This window comes from Planktothrix serta PCC 8927 (assembly GCF_900010725.2).
Taxonomy (GTDB): domain Bacteria; phylum Cyanobacteriota; class Cyanobacteriia; order Cyanobacteriales; family Microcoleaceae; genus Planktothrix; species Planktothrix serta.
The window spans coordinates 43,593-64,341 of record NZ_LR734878.1 but is presented as its reverse complement, the minus strand read 5'-3'; the positions used below and the strand labels follow the sequence as shown (position 1 = coordinate 64,341).

At 38.3% G+C, this 20,749-nt stretch carries 16 protein-coding genes and 1 pseudogene; 11 read left to right on the top strand and 6 right to left on the bottom strand.

The window, feature by feature from the left end:
• The first annotated feature begins 30 nt into the window (after window positions 1-30).
• Window positions 31-1,650: a Ppx/GppA phosphatase family protein gene (locus PL8927_RS19780; RefSeq protein ID WP_083624991.1), complete on the top strand. Its 1,620-nt coding sequence runs from the start codon at window positions 31-33 to the stop codon at window positions 1,648-1,650.
• Window positions 1,651-1,692: 42 nt separating this feature from the next.
• Here the strand turns inward: PL8927_RS19780 and PL8927_RS19775 are convergent, their stop codons facing one another.
• Both PL8927_RS19775 and PL8927_RS19770 read right to left on the bottom strand, forming a co-directional pair.
• Window positions 1,693-3,939, bottom strand: a complete 2,247-nt coding sequence (locus tag PL8927_RS19775; RefSeq protein ID WP_083624989.1) for a glycosyltransferase — start codon at window positions 3,937-3,939, stop codon at window positions 1,693-1,695.
• A gap of 228 nt (window positions 3,940-4,167) precedes the next feature.
• Window positions 4,168-7,947: a hypothetical protein gene (locus PL8927_RS19770; RefSeq protein WP_083624987.1), complete on the bottom strand. Its 3,780-nt coding sequence runs from the start codon at window positions 7,945-7,947 to the stop codon at window positions 4,168-4,170.
• 237 nt (window positions 7,948-8,184) lie between these two features.
• Between PL8927_RS19770 and PL8927_RS19765 the strand changes: the two genes are divergently transcribed.
• A complete protein-coding gene (locus PL8927_RS19765; protein ID WP_083624984.1) occupies window positions 8,185-8,946 on the top strand; it encodes a Uma2 family endonuclease in 762 nt (253 codons plus the stop codon).
• Window positions 8,947-9,032: 86 nt separating this feature from the next.
• Here the strand turns inward: PL8927_RS19765 and petN are convergent, their stop codons facing one another.
• Window positions 9,033-9,122, bottom strand: a complete 90-nt coding sequence (gene petN, locus PL8927_RS19760) for a cytochrome b6-f complex subunit PetN (RefSeq protein WP_083624982.1) — start codon at window positions 9,120-9,122, stop codon at window positions 9,033-9,035.
• Window positions 9,123-9,188: 66 nt separating this feature from the next.
• Here petN and PL8927_RS19755 point away from each other — a divergent pair, with 66 nt between their 5' ends.
• Window positions 9,189-9,389 (top strand): hypothetical protein, encoded by a 201-nt coding sequence (locus PL8927_RS19755; RefSeq protein ID WP_083624981.1) that lies wholly within the window; start codon window positions 9,189-9,191, stop codon window positions 9,387-9,389.
• An 84-nt stretch (window positions 9,390-9,473) separates the two neighbouring features.
• Here PL8927_RS19755 and PL8927_RS19750 read toward each other — a convergent pair whose 3' ends face one another.
• Complete coding sequence (locus PL8927_RS19750; protein ID WP_083624979.1) at window positions 9,474-10,649, bottom strand: FkbM family methyltransferase; 1,176 nt, start codon at window positions 10,647-10,649, stop codon at window positions 9,474-9,476.
• Between the two features lie 581 nt (window positions 10,650-11,230).
• Between PL8927_RS19750 and PL8927_RS19745 the strand changes: the two genes are divergently transcribed.
• The 8 genes and pseudogenes from PL8927_RS19745 (at window position 11,231) to PL8927_RS19715 (ending at window position 17,048) form a co-directional block, all read left to right on the top strand.
• The gene (locus tag PL8927_RS19745; RefSeq protein ID WP_083624978.1) at window positions 11,231-11,692 is read left to right on the top strand and encodes a DUF29 domain-containing protein; all 462 of its coding nucleotides are present in this window, start codon (window positions 11,231-11,233) and stop codon (window positions 11,690-11,692) included.
• Between the two features lie 499 nt (window positions 11,693-12,191).
• Complete coding sequence (locus PL8927_RS19740; protein ID WP_156093259.1) at window positions 12,192-13,406, top strand: RNA-guided endonuclease InsQ/TnpB family protein; 1,215 nt, start codon at window positions 12,192-12,194, stop codon at window positions 13,404-13,406.
• A 92-nt stretch (window positions 13,407-13,498) separates the two neighbouring features.
• The gene (locus tag PL8927_RS19735; protein ID WP_083624976.1) at window positions 13,499-13,702 is read left to right on the top strand and encodes a hypothetical protein; all 204 of its coding nucleotides are present in this window, start codon (window positions 13,499-13,501) and stop codon (window positions 13,700-13,702) included.
• Complete coding sequence (locus tag PL8927_RS19730) at window positions 13,680-14,012, top strand: type II toxin-antitoxin system PemK/MazF family toxin (RefSeq protein WP_083624974.1); 333 nt, start codon at window positions 13,680-13,682, stop codon at window positions 14,010-14,012. The genes PL8927_RS19735 and PL8927_RS19730 overlap by 23 nt, the downstream gene beginning before the upstream one ends.
• Window positions 14,013-14,563: 551 nt before the next feature.
• Window positions 14,564-14,965 (top strand): annotated as a pseudogene (gene iscB / locus PL8927_RS19725) (RNA-guided endonuclease IscB); the annotation flags it as partial.
• A gap of 38 nt (window positions 14,966-15,003) precedes the next feature.
• Window positions 15,004-15,135: a hypothetical protein gene (locus PL8927_RS28880; protein ID WP_269322028.1), complete on the top strand. Its 132-nt coding sequence runs from the start codon at window positions 15,004-15,006 to the stop codon at window positions 15,133-15,135.
• Window positions 15,136-15,176: 41 nt separating this feature from the next.
• The gene (locus PL8927_RS19720; protein WP_083624970.1) at window positions 15,177-16,802 is read left to right on the top strand and encodes a tetratricopeptide repeat protein; all 1,626 of its coding nucleotides are present in this window, start codon (window positions 15,177-15,179) and stop codon (window positions 16,800-16,802) included.
• A gap of 69 nt (window positions 16,803-16,871) precedes the next feature.
• A complete protein-coding gene (locus PL8927_RS19715; RefSeq protein WP_083624968.1) occupies window positions 16,872-17,048 on the top strand; it encodes a DUF4214 domain-containing protein in 177 nt (58 codons plus the stop codon).
• 70 nt (window positions 17,049-17,118) lie between these two features.
• Here PL8927_RS19715 and PL8927_RS19710 read toward each other — a convergent pair whose 3' ends face one another.
• Window positions 17,119-19,254, bottom strand: a complete 2,136-nt coding sequence (locus PL8927_RS19710; protein ID WP_083624966.1) for a glycosyltransferase — start codon at window positions 19,252-19,254, stop codon at window positions 17,119-17,121.
• Between the two features lie 120 nt (window positions 19,255-19,374).
• Window positions 19,375-20,664 carry a glycosyltransferase gene (locus PL8927_RS19705; protein ID WP_083624964.1) on the bottom strand — a complete coding sequence of 430 codons (1,290 nt, stop codon included), beginning with the start codon at window positions 20,662-20,664 and terminating at the stop codon, window positions 19,375-19,377.
• Between the last annotated feature and the right edge of the window lie 85 nt (window positions 20,665-20,749).

The window sequence follows — 20,749 nt, the reverse complement described above, 5'->3', positions numbered from 1 at the left end:
TTAAGAGGAATAGCTTCTGAGAGAGTGATTATGGTCACATCAATGCCTTTGGTGGAGAGTTCTGAACCCATAGATGACCGAGATCGAATCTTAGCCGCCATTGATTTAGGAACGAATTCTCTACACATGGTTGTGGCGAAAGTTCAGCCCAAACTGCCCACATTTACGATTATTGCACGGGAAAAAGAAACCGTTCGTTTGGGAGATTGTGGAGAGAAGGGGAATCTCAAACCGGAGGTGATGGAACGGGCCATTACTTGTTTAAAACGGTTTCAAGATGTGGCTAAAACTTTTAACGCTGAACAAATTGTTGCTGTCGCCACCAGTGCGGTACGAGAGGCGCCCAACGGCCGAGATTTTATTCGTCGAGTTGCGGATGAACTGAATTTAGAAATTAGTTTAATTTCCGGTCAGGAAGAAGCTCGACGCATCTATTTAGGGGTGCTTTCGGCGATGGAATTTAACAACCAACCCCATATTATTATTGATATTGGCGGGGGGTCTACAGAATTAATTTTAGGAGATGGTTGGGAACCTCGATTTTTGAGTAGTACAAAAGTGGGTGCTGTTCGATTAACCCATGAGTTTGTGAATACTGATCCGATTAGTCGCACAGAATTTTTATATCTACAAGCTTATATTCGAGGAACATTAGAACGGGTTGTTGATGAATTATCCTCCTGTTTAAAAGCGGGTGAAACTCCTCGATTAGTGGGAACTTCTGGAACGATTGAAACCTTAGTTGGAATTAAAGTTAGAGAAAAATCAGGAATAGACCCAACTCGTTTGGGTGGGTATGAATTAACGTTAGAAGAATTACAGGAATTTGTCAATCGAATTCGTAAATTATCCTATCAAGAACGATTACAAATTCCGGGAGTTGCTGACCGTCGAGCCGAAATTATTTTAGCCGGAGCTTTGATTTTACAAGAAGCAATGACTTTATTAAATCTGCGCTCTTTAACGGTCTGTGAACGCAGTCTCCGAGAAGGGGTAATTGTCGATTGGATGTTAACTCATGGGTTAATTGATGATCGTCTCCATTATGGTAGTTCTGTTCGAGAAAGAAGCGTGATCAAAAATGCTCAAAAATATCAAGTTGATTTAGAATCGAGTCAACGGGTTGCTGGTTTTGCCTTAAGTTTATTTGATCAAACGAAGGGGTTATTACATAATTGGGGATTACCCGAACGAGAGTTATTATGGGCGGCAAGTATTCTACATAATTGTGGATTATATGTCAGTCATTCTGCTCATCACAAACATTCCTATTATTTAATTCGCTATGGGGAGTTATTAGGATTTGCTGAAACGGAAATTGAGGCGATCGCAAATTTAGCCCGATATCACCGCAAAAGTAGTCCCAAAAAGAAGCACGAAGCCTATCAAAGTTTGCCTCGACGGTTTCGACAAGTGATTGATCAATTACATCCTTTATTACGGTTAGGAGTGGCATTAGATCGGCGCATGATTGGGGCAATTTCCCAAGTAGTTTGTGAGTATAAACCCATGACACGGGAATTTTACTTAAAATTAAAACCCACCCATGCTGAGGATGATTGTGCTTTAGAATTGTGGAGTTTGGGCTTGAAAAAAGAAGCCTTTGAAACCAACTATGGGTTAAAGTTAGTGGCTCAATTAGAGCCTTAATCTTCTGGGGTGCGTGCGCGGAGCTTACGCACCCTACAATATTTAAAATTGAGAGACTTTCATCGCTTTAATTTTGGGGTTTTTATCAAATAAAAATCTGGGTTTAATCAAGGCTTTTAAGACTAAAAAAAGCGATCGCAATTCCCCAGGAACTTTTTGATTTTTCCATTGACCGGGACGACAAAATAATAGTTCAACCAGTTGACGATATTGGGATAAACTCACGGCTTCAAATTCTACCTGTATCGTTAACTGTTCTTCTTGATATTCAGAGGTTTTGATCTGTCCCTGTAAGCTTAAATTTTCTTCAACCCAATCGAGTTTAAGCTTTTCATCAATAGGAAAATCAGGGTTATGTTTTGTGATGATCTGAATTTCTGCACCGGCTTCTGATACTTTTGTGGTAATTCCCCAGAAGGTTTGATTTTGAATATTAAGCTGTATAACCCGATGCAATTCAAACCAATCATAACCATCAGGTTTAGGAGGATCAATTGTCATAAAAATAGAGAGCGTAATAATAATTAAATTGTAAGTGCTCCAAATCACTCCTAAACTAATTCCGGTTTCTGTCTTGATTTCTCCTAATTCTGGTGTTCCTCCTATCAAAAGTTTAACTAATGCTAAAGCTGTTAATATCCAGAATAAAATTAAAGGTAGAGCCAAATTTTTATTCAACACAAAGCGATTTTGAGCGATGCCTTTTTCAGTGACCTTAAAGCCTTTATCGAAAGGACTTAATAAAGTTTTAAATACCATTAAACCCAAATGAAAACAATGTTGAACGGAGCAGATTTCATTAAAAATAAAAGAGCGACTATGATAATTTAACCAGGAAAATACCATCATTTGGAATAGGTAAAGGGGGCCAAAAAAATATAACCATTCGTTTAAAGAAGCCTGAACTGGAAGGATATTAAAGAAGGCATAAATTAACGGTATCATCAGTAAATAAATTCTGAATCCAAACATAAACCAACTAACTAACCCTTCTAAATGAGCTAACCGTTGTAATAGCGTTAAGCCGGGAATTGTTAAGGGGTTAGACTCAATAAAAAAGGCTTGTAATGTTCCTCGTCCCCATCGTTCTCGCTGAGTTAAATGAGCGTTAATATTTTCTGCGGCTAAACCTGCACTTAATTTTTCATTGAAATAAATCAGGCGATAGCCATTAGCCGATAAACGAATTCCTGTAAAATAATCTTCACAAATAGATTCAGTAACAAATCCTCCAATGGTTTCTAATGCACTGCGGCGCACCACAAAAGATGTTCCTGAACAAACCGTACTTCCTACCGAATCTTTGATTAATTCCAGTTGACGATAAAATTGTTCTTCATCGGGAAGCATTTGGTTTTCTAAACCTAAACTTCGAGCATTAGGATCAAAATTATAAAAGCTTTGGGGAGTTTGTACTAAAGCAATTTGAGAATCTTGGAAAAAACCTAGAGTTCGAGTCAAAAAGTTTTTAGTTGGAATAAAATCGGCATCAAATACAACAATTAATTCCCCTTTTGTCTGCATTAAAGCATGGTTTAAGTTTCCCGCTTTAGCATGAAGATTATCAACCCGTGTAATATATTGACACCCTAAAGTTTCAGCTAAATTTTTAATTTCAGGGCGACGAGTATCATCCAGAAGATAAATCGTTTTATCAGGATAATCTAAGGCTTGACAACCGATAATTGTGCGTTTTATAATAAATTCTGGTTCATCATAGCTAGGAATAAAAATATCAACGGAAGGGGTAAAAGTTTGGTCTAAAACCGCTTGAGACATTCTCTCAGCCTCGAACCTTCTATCTTTGATTCTCAGGGATAAATACAGTTGTAAACTACTAACCGATAGCATAATTAATTCCGTTAAAAACAATCCTAAACTTAACGTTCCTGTTACAGGATTCGTTAAATTTAGAGTAGAAACGGAACGCCATAATAAATATCGAATAATAATCGCTAAATTAATACTAATAATTAGAGTTCTGGTTGCGGTTTGAGGTTGAGGAGAAAATTTAGTAATGATACCTGCAATCACCACAAAAACCAAGCTGGGTAGGAATAAATATTGAGGAGAAAATTCAGGTATTTCAGACCACCAGGGGGAATTATTTTGAAATTCACCAAGGATGCTAAAAAATTTTGTGATATGGGGTTCACCCGTAAACCAAGCGATGGTAATAACACTAATAAATGTTATTAGTCCTAGAAAGACTAAAGTTGCAGTTTGAGGTAGGGGATATCCCCATAAAATTAAGCGTTTTAAGCGTTGACTATTTAAGCCTAATGTCATAATGCGGAAACTCCTGTTTAAATGCACCGTCACTTAATCTACTGTCCAGCATTGATTGAGAAGTCATCCCTAAGACTTAGACTCGCAGAAAGACTCCTTTACATTATTTAACACTTTTTTTTCAAAAAAGATAGGGTTCGTGCTATTCTTAGTTTGATTAACTTTTTATTATGCCCAAAAATGCTTCTGTATAAGGGTTTGAGTCAAAGTCGAATCTAAATTTATGACTTAATCCCAGGTTTCTAATTCTGCCATCCAGTTATTCCAAAGGGTGATTAATTGTTCACGACGGGTTTCAAAAGTAGCCGCAATCCAAATTAAAATTAATCCTAAAATAAAAGAAATTACCCATTTCATAAACGAATAAATGGAATTAAGAATAATTAGTTGATTCACAATGTTGATCAAAAATGTTGCGGTTCCCATATAGAGAAAGGCTCGAATTTTTAATCCTAACCCAGCAAAAATTATGATTAAACTTAAAATTCCAGGGAGAATTCCTGTGGCTGAGTGAGCGAGAAGGGAAGTTGCACACAAAAGTCCCGTTGCACCGAGGCGAAACCCATGACGCCAAGGGCGATTTTGTTCTAAGTTTAAAATGGGTTCAAATTGGGAAAAATAGAGCAATGATGAGGCTAGAGGGAGGGTAAAAATAAACGCATCCCATTGATAAAAGGTTGAAAATAGCCAATCATAAAAGATGAAATTAATTAAAATTAAACTCAGGTAATTGAAGCGAATATTATGAGTCAAGTGGGATAAGGCAATATAGAATAAAATTGCAAAAGTAGCTGAAAAATACCACGTTAACTGTTGTTCCGGTTGTAAGAGAAAACGGGAACTCATAACCGTGATGATAGGAAGAATAATTGCGACTGTTTTCCAAGGTTTAACCGACCATCCCCAACTATTCCAAGGCAGAATATAAAAGAACCAGGATATAATTGATACGATTGACCCTGACCAAGGAATAAAAAATCCGTTTAAATTATATAGATTTTGCAGGTAAATAATTAAGGCGGTTGCTTCTGTTAAACCCAGATAAATCCAGATTTCGGAGGCTTTGAGGTTGGGGTTATGACGACCTTGAAAAATGGCATAACGCACTAATAAAACACTGGTTCCAATGGCTAAAAGGGGTTGAGATTGACTTTGATTAAAACTGGCTAATAATAAGCATACACTACTGATCAACCAGTGAAGATGAGCAATCGGTTTAATTTCAGTTTCGGGAAGTCGTAAATAAACGCTTAACCCAGAACTAAAAATCCGATAAATATACATTAAACTGGTTCCTAATGTAGCAAAAGCAATCCATTGTTCTGCTAAAGATTGAGACTGAATTTGATAGAATAGAATTTCATAGGTAGAAACAGAAACTCCTAAAAGCCCTAAATAAACAAGAGCTTTAGTTTGACGATTTCGCCGTCCAATTCCGATTAAAATTAAGGCAAATCCGAGAGAGGTTAATCCTGTCCAATTGGCGAAAATTTGGAAGCGAAAAATAACCCCTAAAATACCGTAAACAATGGGAATAATTTGCAAAGGATTAGGTAGTTTTTGAATATTATAATGACGCTTCCACCAGTCTCCCAAAAGTTGCGTCATTAGTCCTAGAGTAATATTAGCAACGGCTAAACTCACAAGAGAACGGTCGTTAAAAATCAGGATTTCAACAATTAGTAATTCGACAGTCCAAGCTAAACTATATAATATCCAAGGGGAAAATCCAAATTCAGCCGTTCTTTGCAGTTCTCCTAAATTTAACCCTCTAAAAATTAAGGCAATGATTAAAATAATCAGGGTTGAAATTAGGTTGAAATTTCCAGGAAATCCAGCCGAATATAAGCCAAATGAATGCAGGGTGATGACAGATAATTCAAACCCTAATAAGGCAATTGCCCAACCATCAAGGGCTTGTTTATAAAGTCTAATAATAGTGGATTGAATTGAACCATAACGGCATAACATTAACCGAAATATCCATAATCCTGTGACGGTTAAACTCAATAGCATTAACCATCCTTCTCTTGTTACTAAGTCTTGTACTGATAATAATAAAAATCCTAATCCTAAACCGATGGTAAAAACTGATGCAAATAGGGTTTTTAGAAGTTGAGTATTAACAACCATTAATAGTGTTGTTAAGCCTAAACTAAATAAACGGATTTGGGGATGGGGGAGGGTTAAAATTTGAACTAAACCACAAGCTGCAAAACTGAATTGACTGGCTTTTATTCGTTGAGTATCTGTGGTTTTTGTTGCTACAACAGTTAAGGCTAAGGGTGTGATTAACCAAGTAATTTCTAAGGTTTTGTTAACAAAATAAAAGTTAGTTAAGAATAACATATAACTGAGTTCTGATAATACTATTCCTAGGTTTAAGGCATCTTTGCGGATAATATTCTCTAGGGGACTATTGACCGTAAATAATAAAAATTCACCGACCATTAATCCTAATAAAATTATCGCCCAAAGTTCTAGGGTTAAGGCGGGAAATTGCCAGTAAACCAGATTACAAACGGTGACTAAACCTAAAATATGAGTTGCTAAAACCAGAGGGGGTTTTAGGGGTTGACGACGGTGGGTAATAACAGCTAAAGTAATAGTAGAGGCTAATAAATTTAGCGATCGCAATGCTGGATTTAATATCGATAAACTGGTTAAAAATACACCAAAAATTAAACTGATTTGATCTCCAAATTGAGCCAACTTTCGTTGCGGACGGTGGTAAATCCAATCTGTTAAAGCAACAATAAATATTAAATAGGGAAACCAAGTTAAACTGAGTAAAGCCCAAGGAGAATTCTGGGAATTAGCAACCTCTACTCCAACGCTAATCGCTGTTTGTCTGAATTCAGGTGGTATTAAACGACCGACTAATACCACCATTGATAATCCCAAACCAAAGATTGCTGCTAAATCTTGTCGTTTCCAATATTTTAATAAATTATTAGTAAAAATTCCAATTCCAATTCCACTAATTAAAAAAGCTTGCCCGGGTTGAGTAAAAATCGTAATTAACCAACCGAAAAATAGAATACCGTAGCTACAGCGATGTAAAATTAAGGAGGGAGAAACATATAAAAATCCCGAAAAAATTCCTAATGCTAATCCTAATTGACTAATCTCGACATTAACCCCAAAAATTGCCCGACTGAATAGCAAAGTTAGAAGATAAATAACAACAATTTTGGGATCAATGCGTTGGCTTTGATTGGAGGAATTAGGAGGAGGGTTAGCAATAGTTAAAATTCCAGTGATGATAATTCCTAAATAAACCGCTATCACGGGAAACCCTGGAATCTGCCACCCCCAGTTTAAATAACTTAATCCTAAATGGTTGAACAGAGGACGGTGTTGCAATTGTCCTTGATTTCGATATAAAATAATGGTTAAAGTAGTGAGGGCTAAAGTAGCGATCGCCATCGTAATTAAACCCAAAGGTTCTAACCACAACTTCAACCCATCCATTGCCCAGAAATTGAGAGGAATTAAGACTAATGTTACTAATTTTAAGGCAGTGGCGGTTACGGGTAAACTAGACTGTTTGTTTCCCCATAAACTCACTCCCCAAAAAGCAAAAGTATAGGCAAATAAAATTAAATATTGTCCCGTTGATGGAAATCTTTCCCACTGACTCGCGGCTAAAACCCCAGAGGAAACAATAACTAAAAATAATCCTAAAAATAATAGCCAGCGAACACTCAACTCAGCTTTTAAAGATTGAACAAGATCAGTGATAATAGCCGGAAATTCAAAAGCAGGTTTAGGAGGTTTAGAAGCAACACGATTTTGAGTTATTTTTTCTGCTTCTAAAACTTTAGTTTTGGCAGAAGTAACAATTTTTGGGGGGAGAGGTTCACTTAAATATTGTTCCCCAATTTGGCGAATTTGTGCATCGGATAATAAACCCAAACGTAACCAAACCTCTAACCCTTCTAAAATCATCGGGTTAGTGTTATCCGTTTGAATTAAGATGCGAATCAATTGTTTTGGCGGAGACATGGGGAGAAATGGGGTTTGGGGAAAAAGACGGACTGGATTTTGATGTATGTCTACAATAACGGCTGATCTGGGTAGTTGGATTTTTATTAATAATTATTTTAGATCATAAACAAGCTAAAAACTGAGCTTCTGGTCGGAATTCATCAACGATTGAGAAGGGCTATAATTTTCTTTAAATTAATGGCTATTTTGGTTATTTTATGCTATCCTAATATTTAAGCATTCATACAGTCTGCTATGTATCAAACTGACCCCCCACGTTCCCCGAAAGAAGTCCTACCGACGATGTATGACCTCAAAAGTGAAGACCCGGAGGAACCCGGTTTGCCTGACGAATTCCATGATTTACAACCCGAATTATTGAGAATAACTTTTCATCCTCCCGGTTATTCTCCCGACTCGATTTTTATTGCCAGTGACCTTAATCTCTATTATGACCCTCACCATTTGAACTGGTATAAACGCCCAGATTGGTTTGTGGTTATGGGGGTATCTCGGTTGTATGAACAACGGGATTTACGCTTAAGTTATGTGACTTGGCAAGAAGGAGTAAATCCGTTTGTGGTAGTAGAATTATTATCACCGGGAACAGAAGCCGAAGATTTAGGTCAAACCTTGCGAGAAATTCATCAACCTCCGACGAAATGGGAAGTCTATGAACGGATTTTACGCATCCCTTATTATGTGGTTTTTAGTCGTTATACAAATGAACTGCGGGTATTTCAAAATAATGCCAGTCGCTATCAGGAATTAACGGTTTCAAATTCACGGGTTTGGATGCCCGAATTAGCATTAGGGTTAGGATTATGGCAAGGATATTATCAAGGAATTGCAGGATGTTGGTTGCGTTGGTATGATCAAAATCAGAACTGGATACCGACACCGACAGAACAAATAGAACAGGAACGTTTAAGGACAGAACAGCAACGACAAAAAGTTGAAGAATTAGAAGCGGTATTGCAGCGTTATCGAGAACAATATGGGGATTTGTCCGAATAATTATAGAGATGCACCCCCTAATAATTGTAGAGACGTTGCATGCAACGTCTCTACAGATTTTGTAAGGGTTAGATGTGGAATCAACGTTAGAATCCGTTACGAGCCCAAACAACCATTGAAATTGAAAAAGTAAACAACACTAACATCGAAACCCAGCCCAGTGAGACAATATCCATAGTAATGTATTAAAAACGCTGCAAAATAACTGCACTATCGATCATAACTTGAAACGGAGCGATCGCATGAATCTGAACTCCTCCTCAAATTTTACGGCAACTGAACGGTTAGAATCTCTTAAGGCAGGTATTTTAGCCGGGTTATGTGTAGGATTAACCCATGTTCTCCTCAATAGCCTAAACCTGTGGCTTTGGGGTCAACCTGTGAATTTTTGGCTTTCCGTCCTCCTTGCAGGAGTTAGCGGGTTTTTGTTTGGTGTCACCTAGAGGAGTGCCTTGAGAATTAAGTTTCACCGCAGAAATATAGCCTAAACCAAACTCTTTGGCGGTTGCTGTCACAATATATCCTCGCTAATCTTCAATGGTTTCTGCTAGAACTTTTGCTAATAATTTAACTAGGACTGCATTATCCGATTTAGCTTTTTTACTCACGGTGAGTTCGGGTTGGTGTTGAACTTGAGTTAATTGAGTTTTAGCTTGTTCAAGTTCCGTTTTTAATTGGGTGATTTCTTCTTTCTGTTGATGAAACTGGGAAACATATTGTTCTAACTCGACCTGCACTTCATCCAGTTGAAATTGAGTTAATTCTAATTCTTCTCGAACTTCATGGAGTTCTGAACGAGACTGATCAGATTCTTTCTGGGTTTGTTCTAACTGGGTTTGTAATTGTTGTTGTTGAGATTGAGATTGTTCTAATTCTGCTAATATTTGATCTCGTTGAGATTCTAACTCAGTTAAATTTCCTCTACTCGCGTGCAGTTGAACTTGGGTTTCTTCTAACGTTACCAAAACATCTTGGTACTGAGACTGGAGAGTTTCTAACTGTTGTTGGGTTTCTTGAAGCAGTTGGGAGGTTTGGGATAGGGGTTTAACCGGATGCACCCCATCCTCAGTCCTAACAGTTTGACGGACATAGAACGCTTCTCCCCAAGCAGGATGGTAGGGACTTCCCTCTGCTACACAGTCAAATTGATAGTCGGCGAGGAACTGATTAACTTCTTCTGCTAATGCACCCCCTTCAAATAGTTCTTGATAGTGAACGGTAGTGTAAATAGCATCTAGGGTGTTGAGAAGTTGGGTAGCTCCTTCCAAAGCCAAAAGTTCAGCACCTTGGATATCGAGAATCAGAATATTAAAATCACTAGGAGAGAGGTTCAATTCTTCCAGGAGAGTATCCAGAGTGCGCGAGGAAAGGGTGAGTTGTTGAATTTCTTTAATATTAGGGTAAATTTCGCTGTACTGTTTCCAGGGCAAAATAGAACTGCTAGACTCCAGAGAAGTTAGGTGCAGGGTAACGGTATCGTTATGGTTAGCAATAGCCGCCTGAACGACTTGAATATGGGGACTATCAGCGAAATTCTCTTGCAGTCGTTTAACGGCGCCTTGGTTGGCATCGATGAGTAAAGTTTTAACGGTATTGGGGAGGTTGAGGCGCTTGACAGTTTTACCATCATAAGCACCAATTAAGATAATGCCGCGTGGGGTGATGTTGTGTTGTTGACAGAGATTGAAGAAGTCGAGTTTCATCTTTCTTCCTCCCTGGAGACTCCCGCCATAGCTGTACTCAGCTTGGCGGTGAGAGGAAAGGGAGGGCGGGGTCTATGCAACATAGTGAATTCTTAGGGTTTGGAGGAAACCGTTGTGCCTCAGAAGTGGCGAAACTCCCCGGCATACCTGCTGACATTACAGGATTGAGGCTACCGATATTGTTCTGCTTAGACCCGCCTCGGTAGGGCGTTTAATTGGGTTTGGGGATTTCTCCCCCTCCTATTTCTAGGGTAATGTTAGCTTCGCCAATGTTATCAAGGCTTGTTAGGCTGAGTACACTGCCTCCCAAATGGTTGTTTAATACTCAGCGACAGAGCGGAAGACTAGCTACGCATCCTCCGGTGTCGTCACCTAAATAACGGAGTCAGTTAAGACTTAGGCTGGTCAACTAGGGCTGTATTTCAAGCCCCCACTGTACTTGTACTCAAGTCAGTGGTGGGTTGTTGACGGAGGGTCGCTTGAAGTTGAAAGCTTTCGGATTTTATTGTATCAGGGAGTCGAATAGAATCAACAGAACCCACTAATAAACGCTTTTGTCCTTATCGTTAACTATCAATGTTATGAATTCTGAAACAGTTTCACAATATGAACAAGATTTTTATGGCTGGACACAGTGGCAAGTAAAAGTATTAGCACAAAAACAAATATCAGAATTGGACTGGCAAAATCTACAGGAGGAAATACAAGCTTTGGGGAGACAGGAGTATCGAGAATTGGTCAGCCGTCTTAGTGTCTTGTTAGGTCATCTCCTCAAATGGGAATATCAGCCAGAAAACCGTTCTCGCAGTTGGTTTCTGACCATTAGGGAACAAAGGCGCGCACTTAAGCGTCATTTTCACCGCAATCCTAGCTTAAAGTCTCGCATCCTTGATGCTTTAGAAGATGGCTTTGAGGCAGGAGTTGATCTGGCACTCCGAGATACAAACTTGCCATTGAGAACGTTTCCAGCCAAATGTCCATACAAGTTTGAGGAAGTGATCGCAGATAGTTTTATTTGCGATACTAGCCAAGATTGGGAATAATTTCCTAAATTATAGCNATCTAAAGAGCCTGAAAGCTTTATTTAAACAAAGGCGGTTGAAACCGCGTCTACACAAACAAAACCCGCCGACGCGGGTTGAAGTGCGATCGCCTTTTAATTACCCGACGGTTAAATCCTAGGATACTCCATCGCAGCACCCGCACCGATAGATAAACATGAAATAATATTTGTCAAGTACGGATAACCGAAGGCTTTATCCTGTGAAACCGAATCTAAAGACCCCGAAAGTCCTCTTTTTTCGGGTAAACCATCTCTCGTCCCCAATCCTCATAACCACAGCCTGGAGCATCGGTGAACAATTGTAGGGTGGGGATGCGATCGCTTACTTTCTTAGAACTCAATTCAACAGCCGAAAAAATATTTCAAATAAGGAAATAAACCCCTATTATCGAAAAAATGGGTTTAAAACCCCTAAGTTCTACTTAGGCTTTTTATTCAATTGTATTGTATACTGAAGAAGAAGATTTTAAGAGCAAAGAATGAAGTTAAGGTATCGGTATAGAATCTACCCAACAGACCAACAAAAGGGGCTAATATCCCGATTGTTTGGTTGTTGTCGGGTGGTTTTTAACGATGCCTTAGCCTATTGTCAAGAGCAATATCGTGCTGGCAATAAAAAACCTTCCAGCAATGAACTTTCTAAAAGACTTACAGAACTCAAGAAAACCGAGGAAAAAGAATGGTTAACAGAAGTTTCCTCGGTTCCATTGCAGCAGTCTTTGAGAGATTTAGAGCAGGCTTATTCAAACTTTTTTAAATCCTGTAAAGGGCAAAGAAAAGGTAAGAAAGTTAAGCCACCTAAATTTAAGAAGCGTAAGTCTAAACAGTCTGCTAAGTTTACAGATAACGGGTTCAAACTCTATCCCAATTCAGATTACATTTACATCGCTAAAATTGGTGATATTAAAGTAGTCTGGAGTAGAGATTTACCCGCAACACCTTCGGGTCTTACCTTGATTAAAGATAGTGCTGATCGATACTTTGTTAGCTTTGTAGTTGAGTTTAATCCTCAACAATTAGCAAAGAATGGAAGAAGTGTTGGAATTGACTTAGGAATCACTGATTTTGCTACATTAAGTAACGGTGAAAAAATTAAATCACCTAAACCTTTAAAGAAACAATTAAAGCGTTTGAGGAGATTACAGCAAAATTTGTCAAGAAAACAGAAGGGTAGCAGAAGAAGGGAAGTTGCTAGAAAGAAACTAGCCAAACTTCACGCTAAAATTTCTGATACCCGAAACGATTTTTTGCATAAGTTGTCAACTAAGATTATTAGTGAAAATCAAACAATAGTCTTGGAAGACTTAAATGTTTCAGGGATGGTTAAGAACCGAAAGTTGTCTCGCGCTATTTCTGATTTAGGTTGGCAGTATTTCAGAACTATGCTAGAGGCTAAGTCAGTCATGTATGGACGTGATTTTCGAGTAATTGATAGATGGACTCCTACTTCTCAAACTTGCTCTTGTTGTGGTTTTAAAGGTGGCAAAAAAGAGTTAAATGTTAGAGAGTGGATTTGTCTTAATTGCGGCATTTCTCATGATCGAGATATTAACGCCGCAGTAAATATTTTAGTCGCCGGAGGGCTTTCGGAGACTCTAAACGGACGTGGAGAGAAGGTAAGACTTTCTGCAAAGAGAGCATCGTCTCGGCGAAGCGTCAACCCGTCCAGCATTTCAACAATTGTCAATCTTTGATTTGTTGAAATAGATGGAATCCCCGCCCGTTTTACGGCGGGGCGGATGTCAAAATCTATAATTAATTAACAACAAGTTGTTGAGTTGTAAATATGCTGAGAACATTTTGGGGTACTGTTAGACAAGGAAAAATTGAATTGCTTGATTCAGCAGAGTTAGTAGAAGGAACACAGGTATTGGTGACTTTGATTGCTAATGATGAAGCTGAGTTTTGGCGGCAAACCAGTCAGGTTTCATTAAATGCAGTTTGGGACAACGCTGAGGATGATATTTATGCCGAATTACTCAAAAAATGAGATCATTTTGGTTCACTATCCGTTTTCAGACTTGTCAAGTTCAAAGGTCAGACCTGCGGTTGTGGTGAGTACGCCACACCCCTCTCAAGATATTTTGATCGTACCCCTAACGAGCAGAACTGCATCTTTACTGGATGGGGAGTTTTTGCTCTCTGATTGGTCTGCGGCTGGGCTCAATGTAGCTACAGTGGTAAAGCGGGGTTTATATACAGCCCATGAGAGTTTGATTATTAAGGCTATTGGCAAGCTATCTGATGCAGATGGAGAGAGGCTAGAGCAGTCCTTGCGAGCTTGGTTAGGATTAATTTAAAGATAATCGTAGGGTGTGTAAGCGCAGCACCCGCACCGAACATTAAACATAAAATAACATTTATCAAGTACGGATAACCGAACGTTTTATTCCGTGAAACCGAATCTAAAGACCCTCAAAGTCCGCCTTTTTCGGGTAAACCATCTCTCGTCTCCAGAGACTTCACGATCGCTTCATCTAGCTTACCACTCGGCAGTAATTGATTACCCCGAATCAAATTGCTCACAACTTGATGGTTTGATTGGTGAACAACGATCCAATAGGGGGCTTTGTTTGATATGCTGGTTAACGATAAGTAGAAAAGGTAATTCAGTCTGTCAGCACCCCGCTCTGAAGAGACGGGGCTTCATGCCTCTAACTTTAGATAACTGACCAGCCTAAGCCTAACAGCTACGTTTTCTGGATCATAATACCTACAAAATGCGACGCTAGTTTGTAGCTCTATTGTTAACAATTAAACAGTTTTACGAGGGGTAAGACAGTGTTGTTAGCGCCAAAAGTTCAGAAAACATTGGCGAAGCGAACATTACCCTAGAAATAGGAGTTATTTTATGTCCAATTACGTCTTTGTAATTGCTCCGAATAAACAACCTCAAAGCCCAATACATCCTGCTCAAGCTCGATTGTTATTGAATCAAGGTCAAGCTGCTGTTTATCGCCGTTATCCATTTACTATTATCTTAAAGGAGTCAAAACCCGAATTAGAAATAGAACAAATAACTCTCAAAATTGACCCCGGTTCAAAAACCACCGGAATTGCATTAGTTCAGGGAAACAAAGTAATTTGGGGCGCAGAATTAACTCATCGAGGTCAAACAATTAAAATGTCTTTGGAATCTCGACGTTCATTACGTCGTTCCCGAAGAAACCGTAAAACTCGATATCGTCAACCTCGATTTCTCAATCGAAAACGTTCAAAAGGATGGTTAGCACCTTCTTTACAACATCGAGTANATTAGTCATAAATATTGTCAATCAATTCATAAAAAGGATGGTTATTCTTACGGATTCTAAAAGAACTCAGGCGGTTAAAACCGCTGTTGAACTTCTGGGAGAAGCTAATCGACAGGAACAAAAAGGTGAATGGGATGAAGCGATTCAAAATAATCCCAAGTTCCATTAGTCACACGACCATTTAGCCAGTATAGAGGAAATTATCAAAAAATGAATCAACTGAAACGAGAAGGACATTTACAGAATGCGATCGCTCTTGATGCTCATCAGTATGAGTTAAATATTTCTGAACCCCCTGCGCTTTTAGAACCGGGAGATTTACTTAAAGTTTCAGGTAAACTTAAAAATATTAGTGGTCGAGATTGGGATATATTTATTGATGATAAGGAAACTATTAAAATAGGCATTCAGGTTTATGAAGAAAATAAACCTGGACGTCAGGAATTTAGGAGATCCCTATGTGTAGATAAATTTGTTGATGGTGCAACTATTGAGTTTGAATGTGTAATTGATACTAAGCCGTTAAAGCAAGGAAAAATTAGATTAGTATTTGATGTGGTAGCAGAAGGTCATTATTGGTTTGAGGACAAGGGAGCTAAACCTGAAACTATTACAGTACAAATTTTACCTAGAACTGCGGGTAATTTAATCAAGATTGGCAACCAACTTAAACGGGAAGGAAAGTTAATAGAAGCTATTGCCAACTATCGCCATGCTCTTGAGTTAAACCCTAACTTGTCGTGGTTATATTACAATTTAGGAGATGCTTTAGAGAAACAAGGTAATATCAATCAGGCGACTACCAATTATTACCATGCTATCAATTTAAACCCCCATTCATTTTGGTTGCATTATAGATTAATGGAAATGTTATATAGCCAGGGTAAATACTATGCGGCACTTGGCTACTACAAAACTATAATGAAACTCCCGCAATTTAAAAATAATTTCTATAAAAACAAGTCAAAAAAATTACTCATAAAGTTGTTACATAAATATAAAGTTATCAATAATGATGTCATTAACTTTCTTCAAGAGAATGGTTTTGATCCAGATCAATATGTTACCATTGACAATGAAAAATGGGATAAATTAAAAGATTCTTTATCAGTTAATAATCAGCAGATTGATCTTTCCCAACATGAAAGGAAAATATTTTCCCAAAATGGGGAAGATGGTGTGATTAAAAAAATATTTGAAGTGATAAAAACCACTAATAAATATTATGTTGAGTTTGGAGTTGAAAATGCAAATGAATGTAATACCAGAAATTTGAGAGAAAATTGCGGATGGTCTGGATTATTAATGGATGGGGGTTACGAAAACAAAGAAATAGGTTTATATCAAGAGTTTATTACTGCTGAAAATATCAACGAGCTATTCAAAAAATATAAGGTACCTCAAGAATTAGACTTATTATCTATTGATATTGATTATAATGATTTTTATATTTGGAAAAGTTTAGATGAAATCTATCAGCCTCGTGTTGTCATTATCGAATATAATGCTTCCCACTTACCAACGGAAGATAAAGTTGTTAAATACGATCCGAATGCTGTGTGGGATAGTACGAATTACTTTGGTGCTAGTATCAGAGCATTATATAACTTAGGAAAACTTAAAGGGTATTCTTTAATTTATGCAAACAATCAAGGTGTTAATCTATTTTTTGTAAAGAGTTCAATATTAAGTCAAATTGAACCTTATTTTAAAGATACAAATAATATATTTTTGATTTACAATTCTCCTAAATATGGTTCAGATATTAGTGGGGGTCACAGAAAAGATGATAAGAACAGAGAATATATTACATCAGAAGAAATTTTATTAACCTAAATTAGTCTAAGTTATTAAAATAATATAGATTTTATGATATCATGAGTTAGACTCGGAAATATTGTTATTATGATCGAAGATATTTTTTCCATTCTCTCCAAAAATGACGAATGCTATCTGCGGATGGCATATCAAGTAATCCTTGGACGCGAAGCTGACCCAGATGGGTTAAAATTTTGGGAAAAATTAGCTGAAAAATTGAATTTTGACAGAATACACCTTGACCTGATGGCTCTGCCTCTATAGCTTTTTTGAGCGACTTCTAGGCAGATAATTGTAGTTAAGATCAAGGTAAATTTCAAAAATAATGTCAAGTCTATTTTGAGAATTGAGAGTGTGTTAACAAAGATTCCCGTTGAAAGCGAGCCAACTCCATCTGAGTCTGCTGTGCCGTCTTCTTCCATGCTTGAACTTGAGCCTCTAACCAAATTTTCTCAGCCCTAGTCTGACGCACTTGCAACTGAGCTCGCTCCCAATCTGCTAAAAGAATAGATGGTGTCCAATATCTCGCTTCTCCCGGCATAGGATGATATATCCTCAATCCTTTGTGCATAAATAGCTTGACATCAGAAGGATATTTCATTACACAGCAGGTAGTTTCAAAGTGACCACGTTGCTGATGCTCATAGGTAGTGACAATCATGCCACCTCCCCTAGTTAACTCTAATAAATCCTCTTCTTCTGTTAATTCATCGCTTTCTGGCCAATAGGGGGGAACTTTAATAAAATGTGTATTCCCTCTTCTCATGCCCCAGGTATCGTGAAAATCTTCGTGATCGGGAGTTCTTTCGTAACTGCCATCATAGGTCATTAGCATGGGATATATGACATGATGTTTGTCATCAATTTTGTCAGCCAAGGGCTTAATGATAGCCGGATTATAAATCAAATCGCTTTCTACACAGATTGTGATTTTGGAAGGTTTAAGACCTGCCAAGCAATTATTCCAACAGGTTGCGATCTGAAGCCATCTATCTGAATCGACAATGCTTCCCCAATAAGGGCCACCATTATCGAATTTAATGAGTGTTACATCAACATTTCCAGTTTGCTCCAGCTTTTCTTTCGCCTGTTGCAAAATTTTATAAGTGTTATCGGTACTATCACCCTCTAACCACACAGCATGGCATTTTCCTCCATTTAACTCGAAGGCTTCAGTTACCTGCTGCAAATATCGATAGACATATCTTTCACTTTGTCTAAAGATAGAAAGAATCGTTAAATCATACTCGGCTTGACCCTGTAACGCGGACTGATTTTTAACTGTAACTTCTCCTGCTAGGTTGTAAGGTTCTAGCTGAATTTCTTGTCTACTTTTAACTGTAGGAGTATTAATTTTACTCATAATATACTCCAGACGGCTTCTCATTTTTTGACCGATTACCTGGGGACTCAGTAAAGATTTAATCTCCTCAGAAGCTCTTGCTCCTACTTGCTTCGCTTCATAGGAATTGTCAACCACATATTTCATTTGATAAGCAGCATGATCCACATCGGGATCTGCCCACACACTCCCGGCTGGATAAGGGCCATAATTTTCCGTAGTTGTTACCAGTTTATATTTCACAAGAAAACTATTGCCGACATTCATAAAGTCAACATTAGACGAATAAGCAGTAGCAATTACTGGCTTACCGAGAAACATTGCTTCAGCCATTGTCATGCCGAAACCTTCAGCCCGATGTAAGGATATATAGGAATTACAATTGTACATCAAGGCATTTAGTTCATCTTTTCTCAAATCTCCCTCAATAAAGCGAATAGATGGACAGGACTCAGCCAGAGCTTTCATTTGCTGTTCCTGGTGTCCAAATAGAGGATGCGGTCGGTATTTAATTAGGAGCAAAACACGATTATTTGACGTACCAAAAGCTTGTTTAAAAGATTCTATTATCGCTAAAGGATTTTTCCGTTCAAATATGCTCGCAAAGTCAAACATGAAGAAGAAAATAAATTTATTTTCTGGTAGATTTAATTGTTTGCGGCTCAATGATGCTGGCGATAAAGTAATGCTGGGCATTACTTTAATTACTGGAATAGGCGAAACAACAGAGATAGCTTCCGCACAATAATTACTGTAAGTCCAGATCTCATCAAACAAATCAAAAGCATACAGCCAAGCCGGATGAAGTGTGGGCAGTTCCCAAGCCCAGAAACCAATATTGTATCGACCTTTGAAATAGTCAGGACTAATCTTATCCATGACTCCTTGAGGGTGCGGATTGGCGTGTAACAAGCTGATAGGATAGGGGCGATCCTTGGATAATAAACCTGCATAGCTATTATCTAGGTTAAGTTGTGATTGTTCCTGAAAATCCTGAATTGCAACAGGAATATCCGCAGCTTCCATTGCTCTAATATGAGACCGACAAGCTTCCCCAAGCCCAAATTCACCACTGACGTAACCCATCACATTGATACCAAAAGCCGAATTTAGAGAACTGTTTAACATAATTTTTTTGACTCTGTAGTAATTTGTGAATCTCGTTTGGGCTTGATTTTTACTAGCTAACTCCTAAGTCAACAAGTAGTATAGTTAACCACATTTATGAATGAATGTGTCAATTGGAGCTTATCTATGCCTCAACTCAGATTGAGCCTGTTGTAGTTGGCGGTGCGATCGCTCTAGTTCCGCGATCGTCTCCTGTGCTGTTTGTCGCCAAGCTTTTGCCTGGGATATCAGTCCTTCTTTCTCTGTGATCAGCTTGTGTAATCTGCTCGATTGCGGAGTTTGATTCATCCTCTTCATAATATACTCTAAGCGACTTCTAATTTGGCAGCCCACAGTCTGAGGACTTAATAAATACTTAATGTCGCGAGATGCTCTAGCTCCTACTTCCTTAGCTACCTGATAATTATCAAAAACATAGCGCATCAAAGACGCAGCATGGTCGATATCGGGATCTGCCCAAATACTTCCGGTTGGATAAGGAAGATGTACTTCAGTCGTGGTCACCAGCTTATATTTTACTAGAAAACTATTGTTGACATTCATAAAATCAACATTGGAGGAATAAGAAGTAGCAATCACTGGTTTACCGTAAAACATAGCTTCAGCCATTGTCAAACCGAAACCTTCAGCCCGATGCAGAGATACATAGCAGTCACAATTATAAACCAAGGCATTCGTCTCATCTCGCTTCAAATTGCCGTCTATGAAACGAATCGATGGACAGTCTGCTGCCTCTGCCACCATTTGATCTCGCAGGTGCGGATAATATTGAGGCGAGCGGTATTTAATTACAAGTAAGACATCTTCATTCGATTGACCAAAAGCTTGTTTAAACGCCTTAATTGTAGCTATAGGATTTTTGCGTTCATAACAGCTAGTGAAGTCGAACATAAACAGAAAAATAAATTTATTTTTGGGCCATCCGAGCGATTCTCTGTTCAGCGATGGCTTGGGAAGATTCAGGCTTGGCATTACCTTGAACACAGGAATAGGTGACGATGGTGCAAAGATTTCTCCACAGAAATTACTCATCACCCATATCTCATCAAACCAATCAAAAGCAAAATCCCACTCTGGGGGAATTTGTGGTAATTCAAAAAGCCATAGTGCAATATTATATCGACCCTGAAAATATTTCTCAGTTAAAACTGGTGAGCCATCTTTATTAATTGATTGCCCCATCATATTAGGATTAGTCTGTACCAAATTAATTGGGTAAGGGTTATCCTCAGAGAAATTTGTGTAAGTTGTATCTGTCTCTGGCGGTTTAAAGTTTAATAAGAGATTATTGATGACATAGGGAATACCAGCAGCCTCTATGGCTCTAATGTTCCCCCTCACACCTACCCCAAGTCCAAAGTCACCCTTCACATGGCCCGCAATATTAATACCTAGAGAAGAATTTACCATCTTGTTTAACACACCAAATGTTTTAGTGTTTGTAACTTTTGAAAGCCGCAGATTTTATTCATCTTAAATTTATTTCAATCAAGAC

Coding starts and splice junctions, on each gene's coding strand:
- PL8927_RS19780 (WP_083624991.1), top strand. CDS start 31: ATGGTCACATCAATGCCTTTGGTGGAGAGTTCTGAACCCATAGATGAC.
- PL8927_RS19775 (WP_083624989.1), bottom strand. CDS start 3,939: ATGACATTAGGCTTAAATAGTCAACGCTTAAAACGCTTAATTTTATGG.
- PL8927_RS19770 (WP_083624987.1), bottom strand. CDS start 7,947: ATGTCTCCGCCAAAACAATTGATTCGCATCTTAATTCAAACGGATAAC.
- PL8927_RS19765 (WP_083624984.1), top strand. CDS start 8,185: ATGTATCAAACTGACCCCCCACGTTCCCCGAAAGAAGTCCTACCGACG.
- petN (WP_083624982.1), bottom strand. CDS start 9,122: ATGGATATTGTCTCACTGGGCTGGGTTTCGATGTTAGTGTTGTTTACT.
- PL8927_RS19755 (WP_083624981.1), top strand. CDS start 9,189: ATGAATCTGAACTCCTCCTCAAATTTTACGGCAACTGAACGGTTAGAA.
- PL8927_RS19750 (WP_083624979.1), bottom strand. CDS start 10,649: ATGAAACTCGACTTCTTCAATCTCTGTCAACAACACAACATCACCCCA.
- PL8927_RS19745 (WP_083624978.1), top strand. CDS start 11,231: ATGAATTCTGAAACAGTTTCACAATATGAACAAGATTTTTATGGCTGG.
- PL8927_RS19740 (WP_156093259.1), top strand. CDS start 12,192: ATGAAGTTAAGGTATCGGTATAGAATCTACCCAACAGACCAACAAAAG.
- PL8927_RS19735 (WP_083624976.1), top strand. CDS start 13,499: ATGCTGAGAACATTTTGGGGTACTGTTAGACAAGGAAAAATTGAATTG.
- PL8927_RS19730 (WP_083624974.1), top strand. CDS start 13,680: ATGCCGAATTACTCAAAAAATGAGATCATTTTGGTTCACTATCCGTTT.
- PL8927_RS28880 (WP_269322028.1), top strand. CDS start 15,004: ATGGTTATTCTTACGGATTCTAAAAGAACTCAGGCGGTTAAAACCGCT.
- PL8927_RS19720 (WP_083624970.1), top strand. CDS start 15,177: ATGAATCAACTGAAACGAGAAGGACATTTACAGAATGCGATCGCTCTT.
- PL8927_RS19715 (WP_083624968.1), top strand. CDS start 16,872: ATGATCGAAGATATTTTTTCCATTCTCTCCAAAAATGACGAATGCTAT.
- PL8927_RS19710 (WP_083624966.1), bottom strand. CDS start 19,254: ATGTTAAACAGTTCTCTAAATTCGGCTTTTGGTATCAATGTGATGGGT.
- PL8927_RS19705 (WP_083624964.1), bottom strand. CDS start 20,664: ATGGTAAATTCTTCTCTAGGTATTAATATTGCGGGCCATGTGAAGGGT.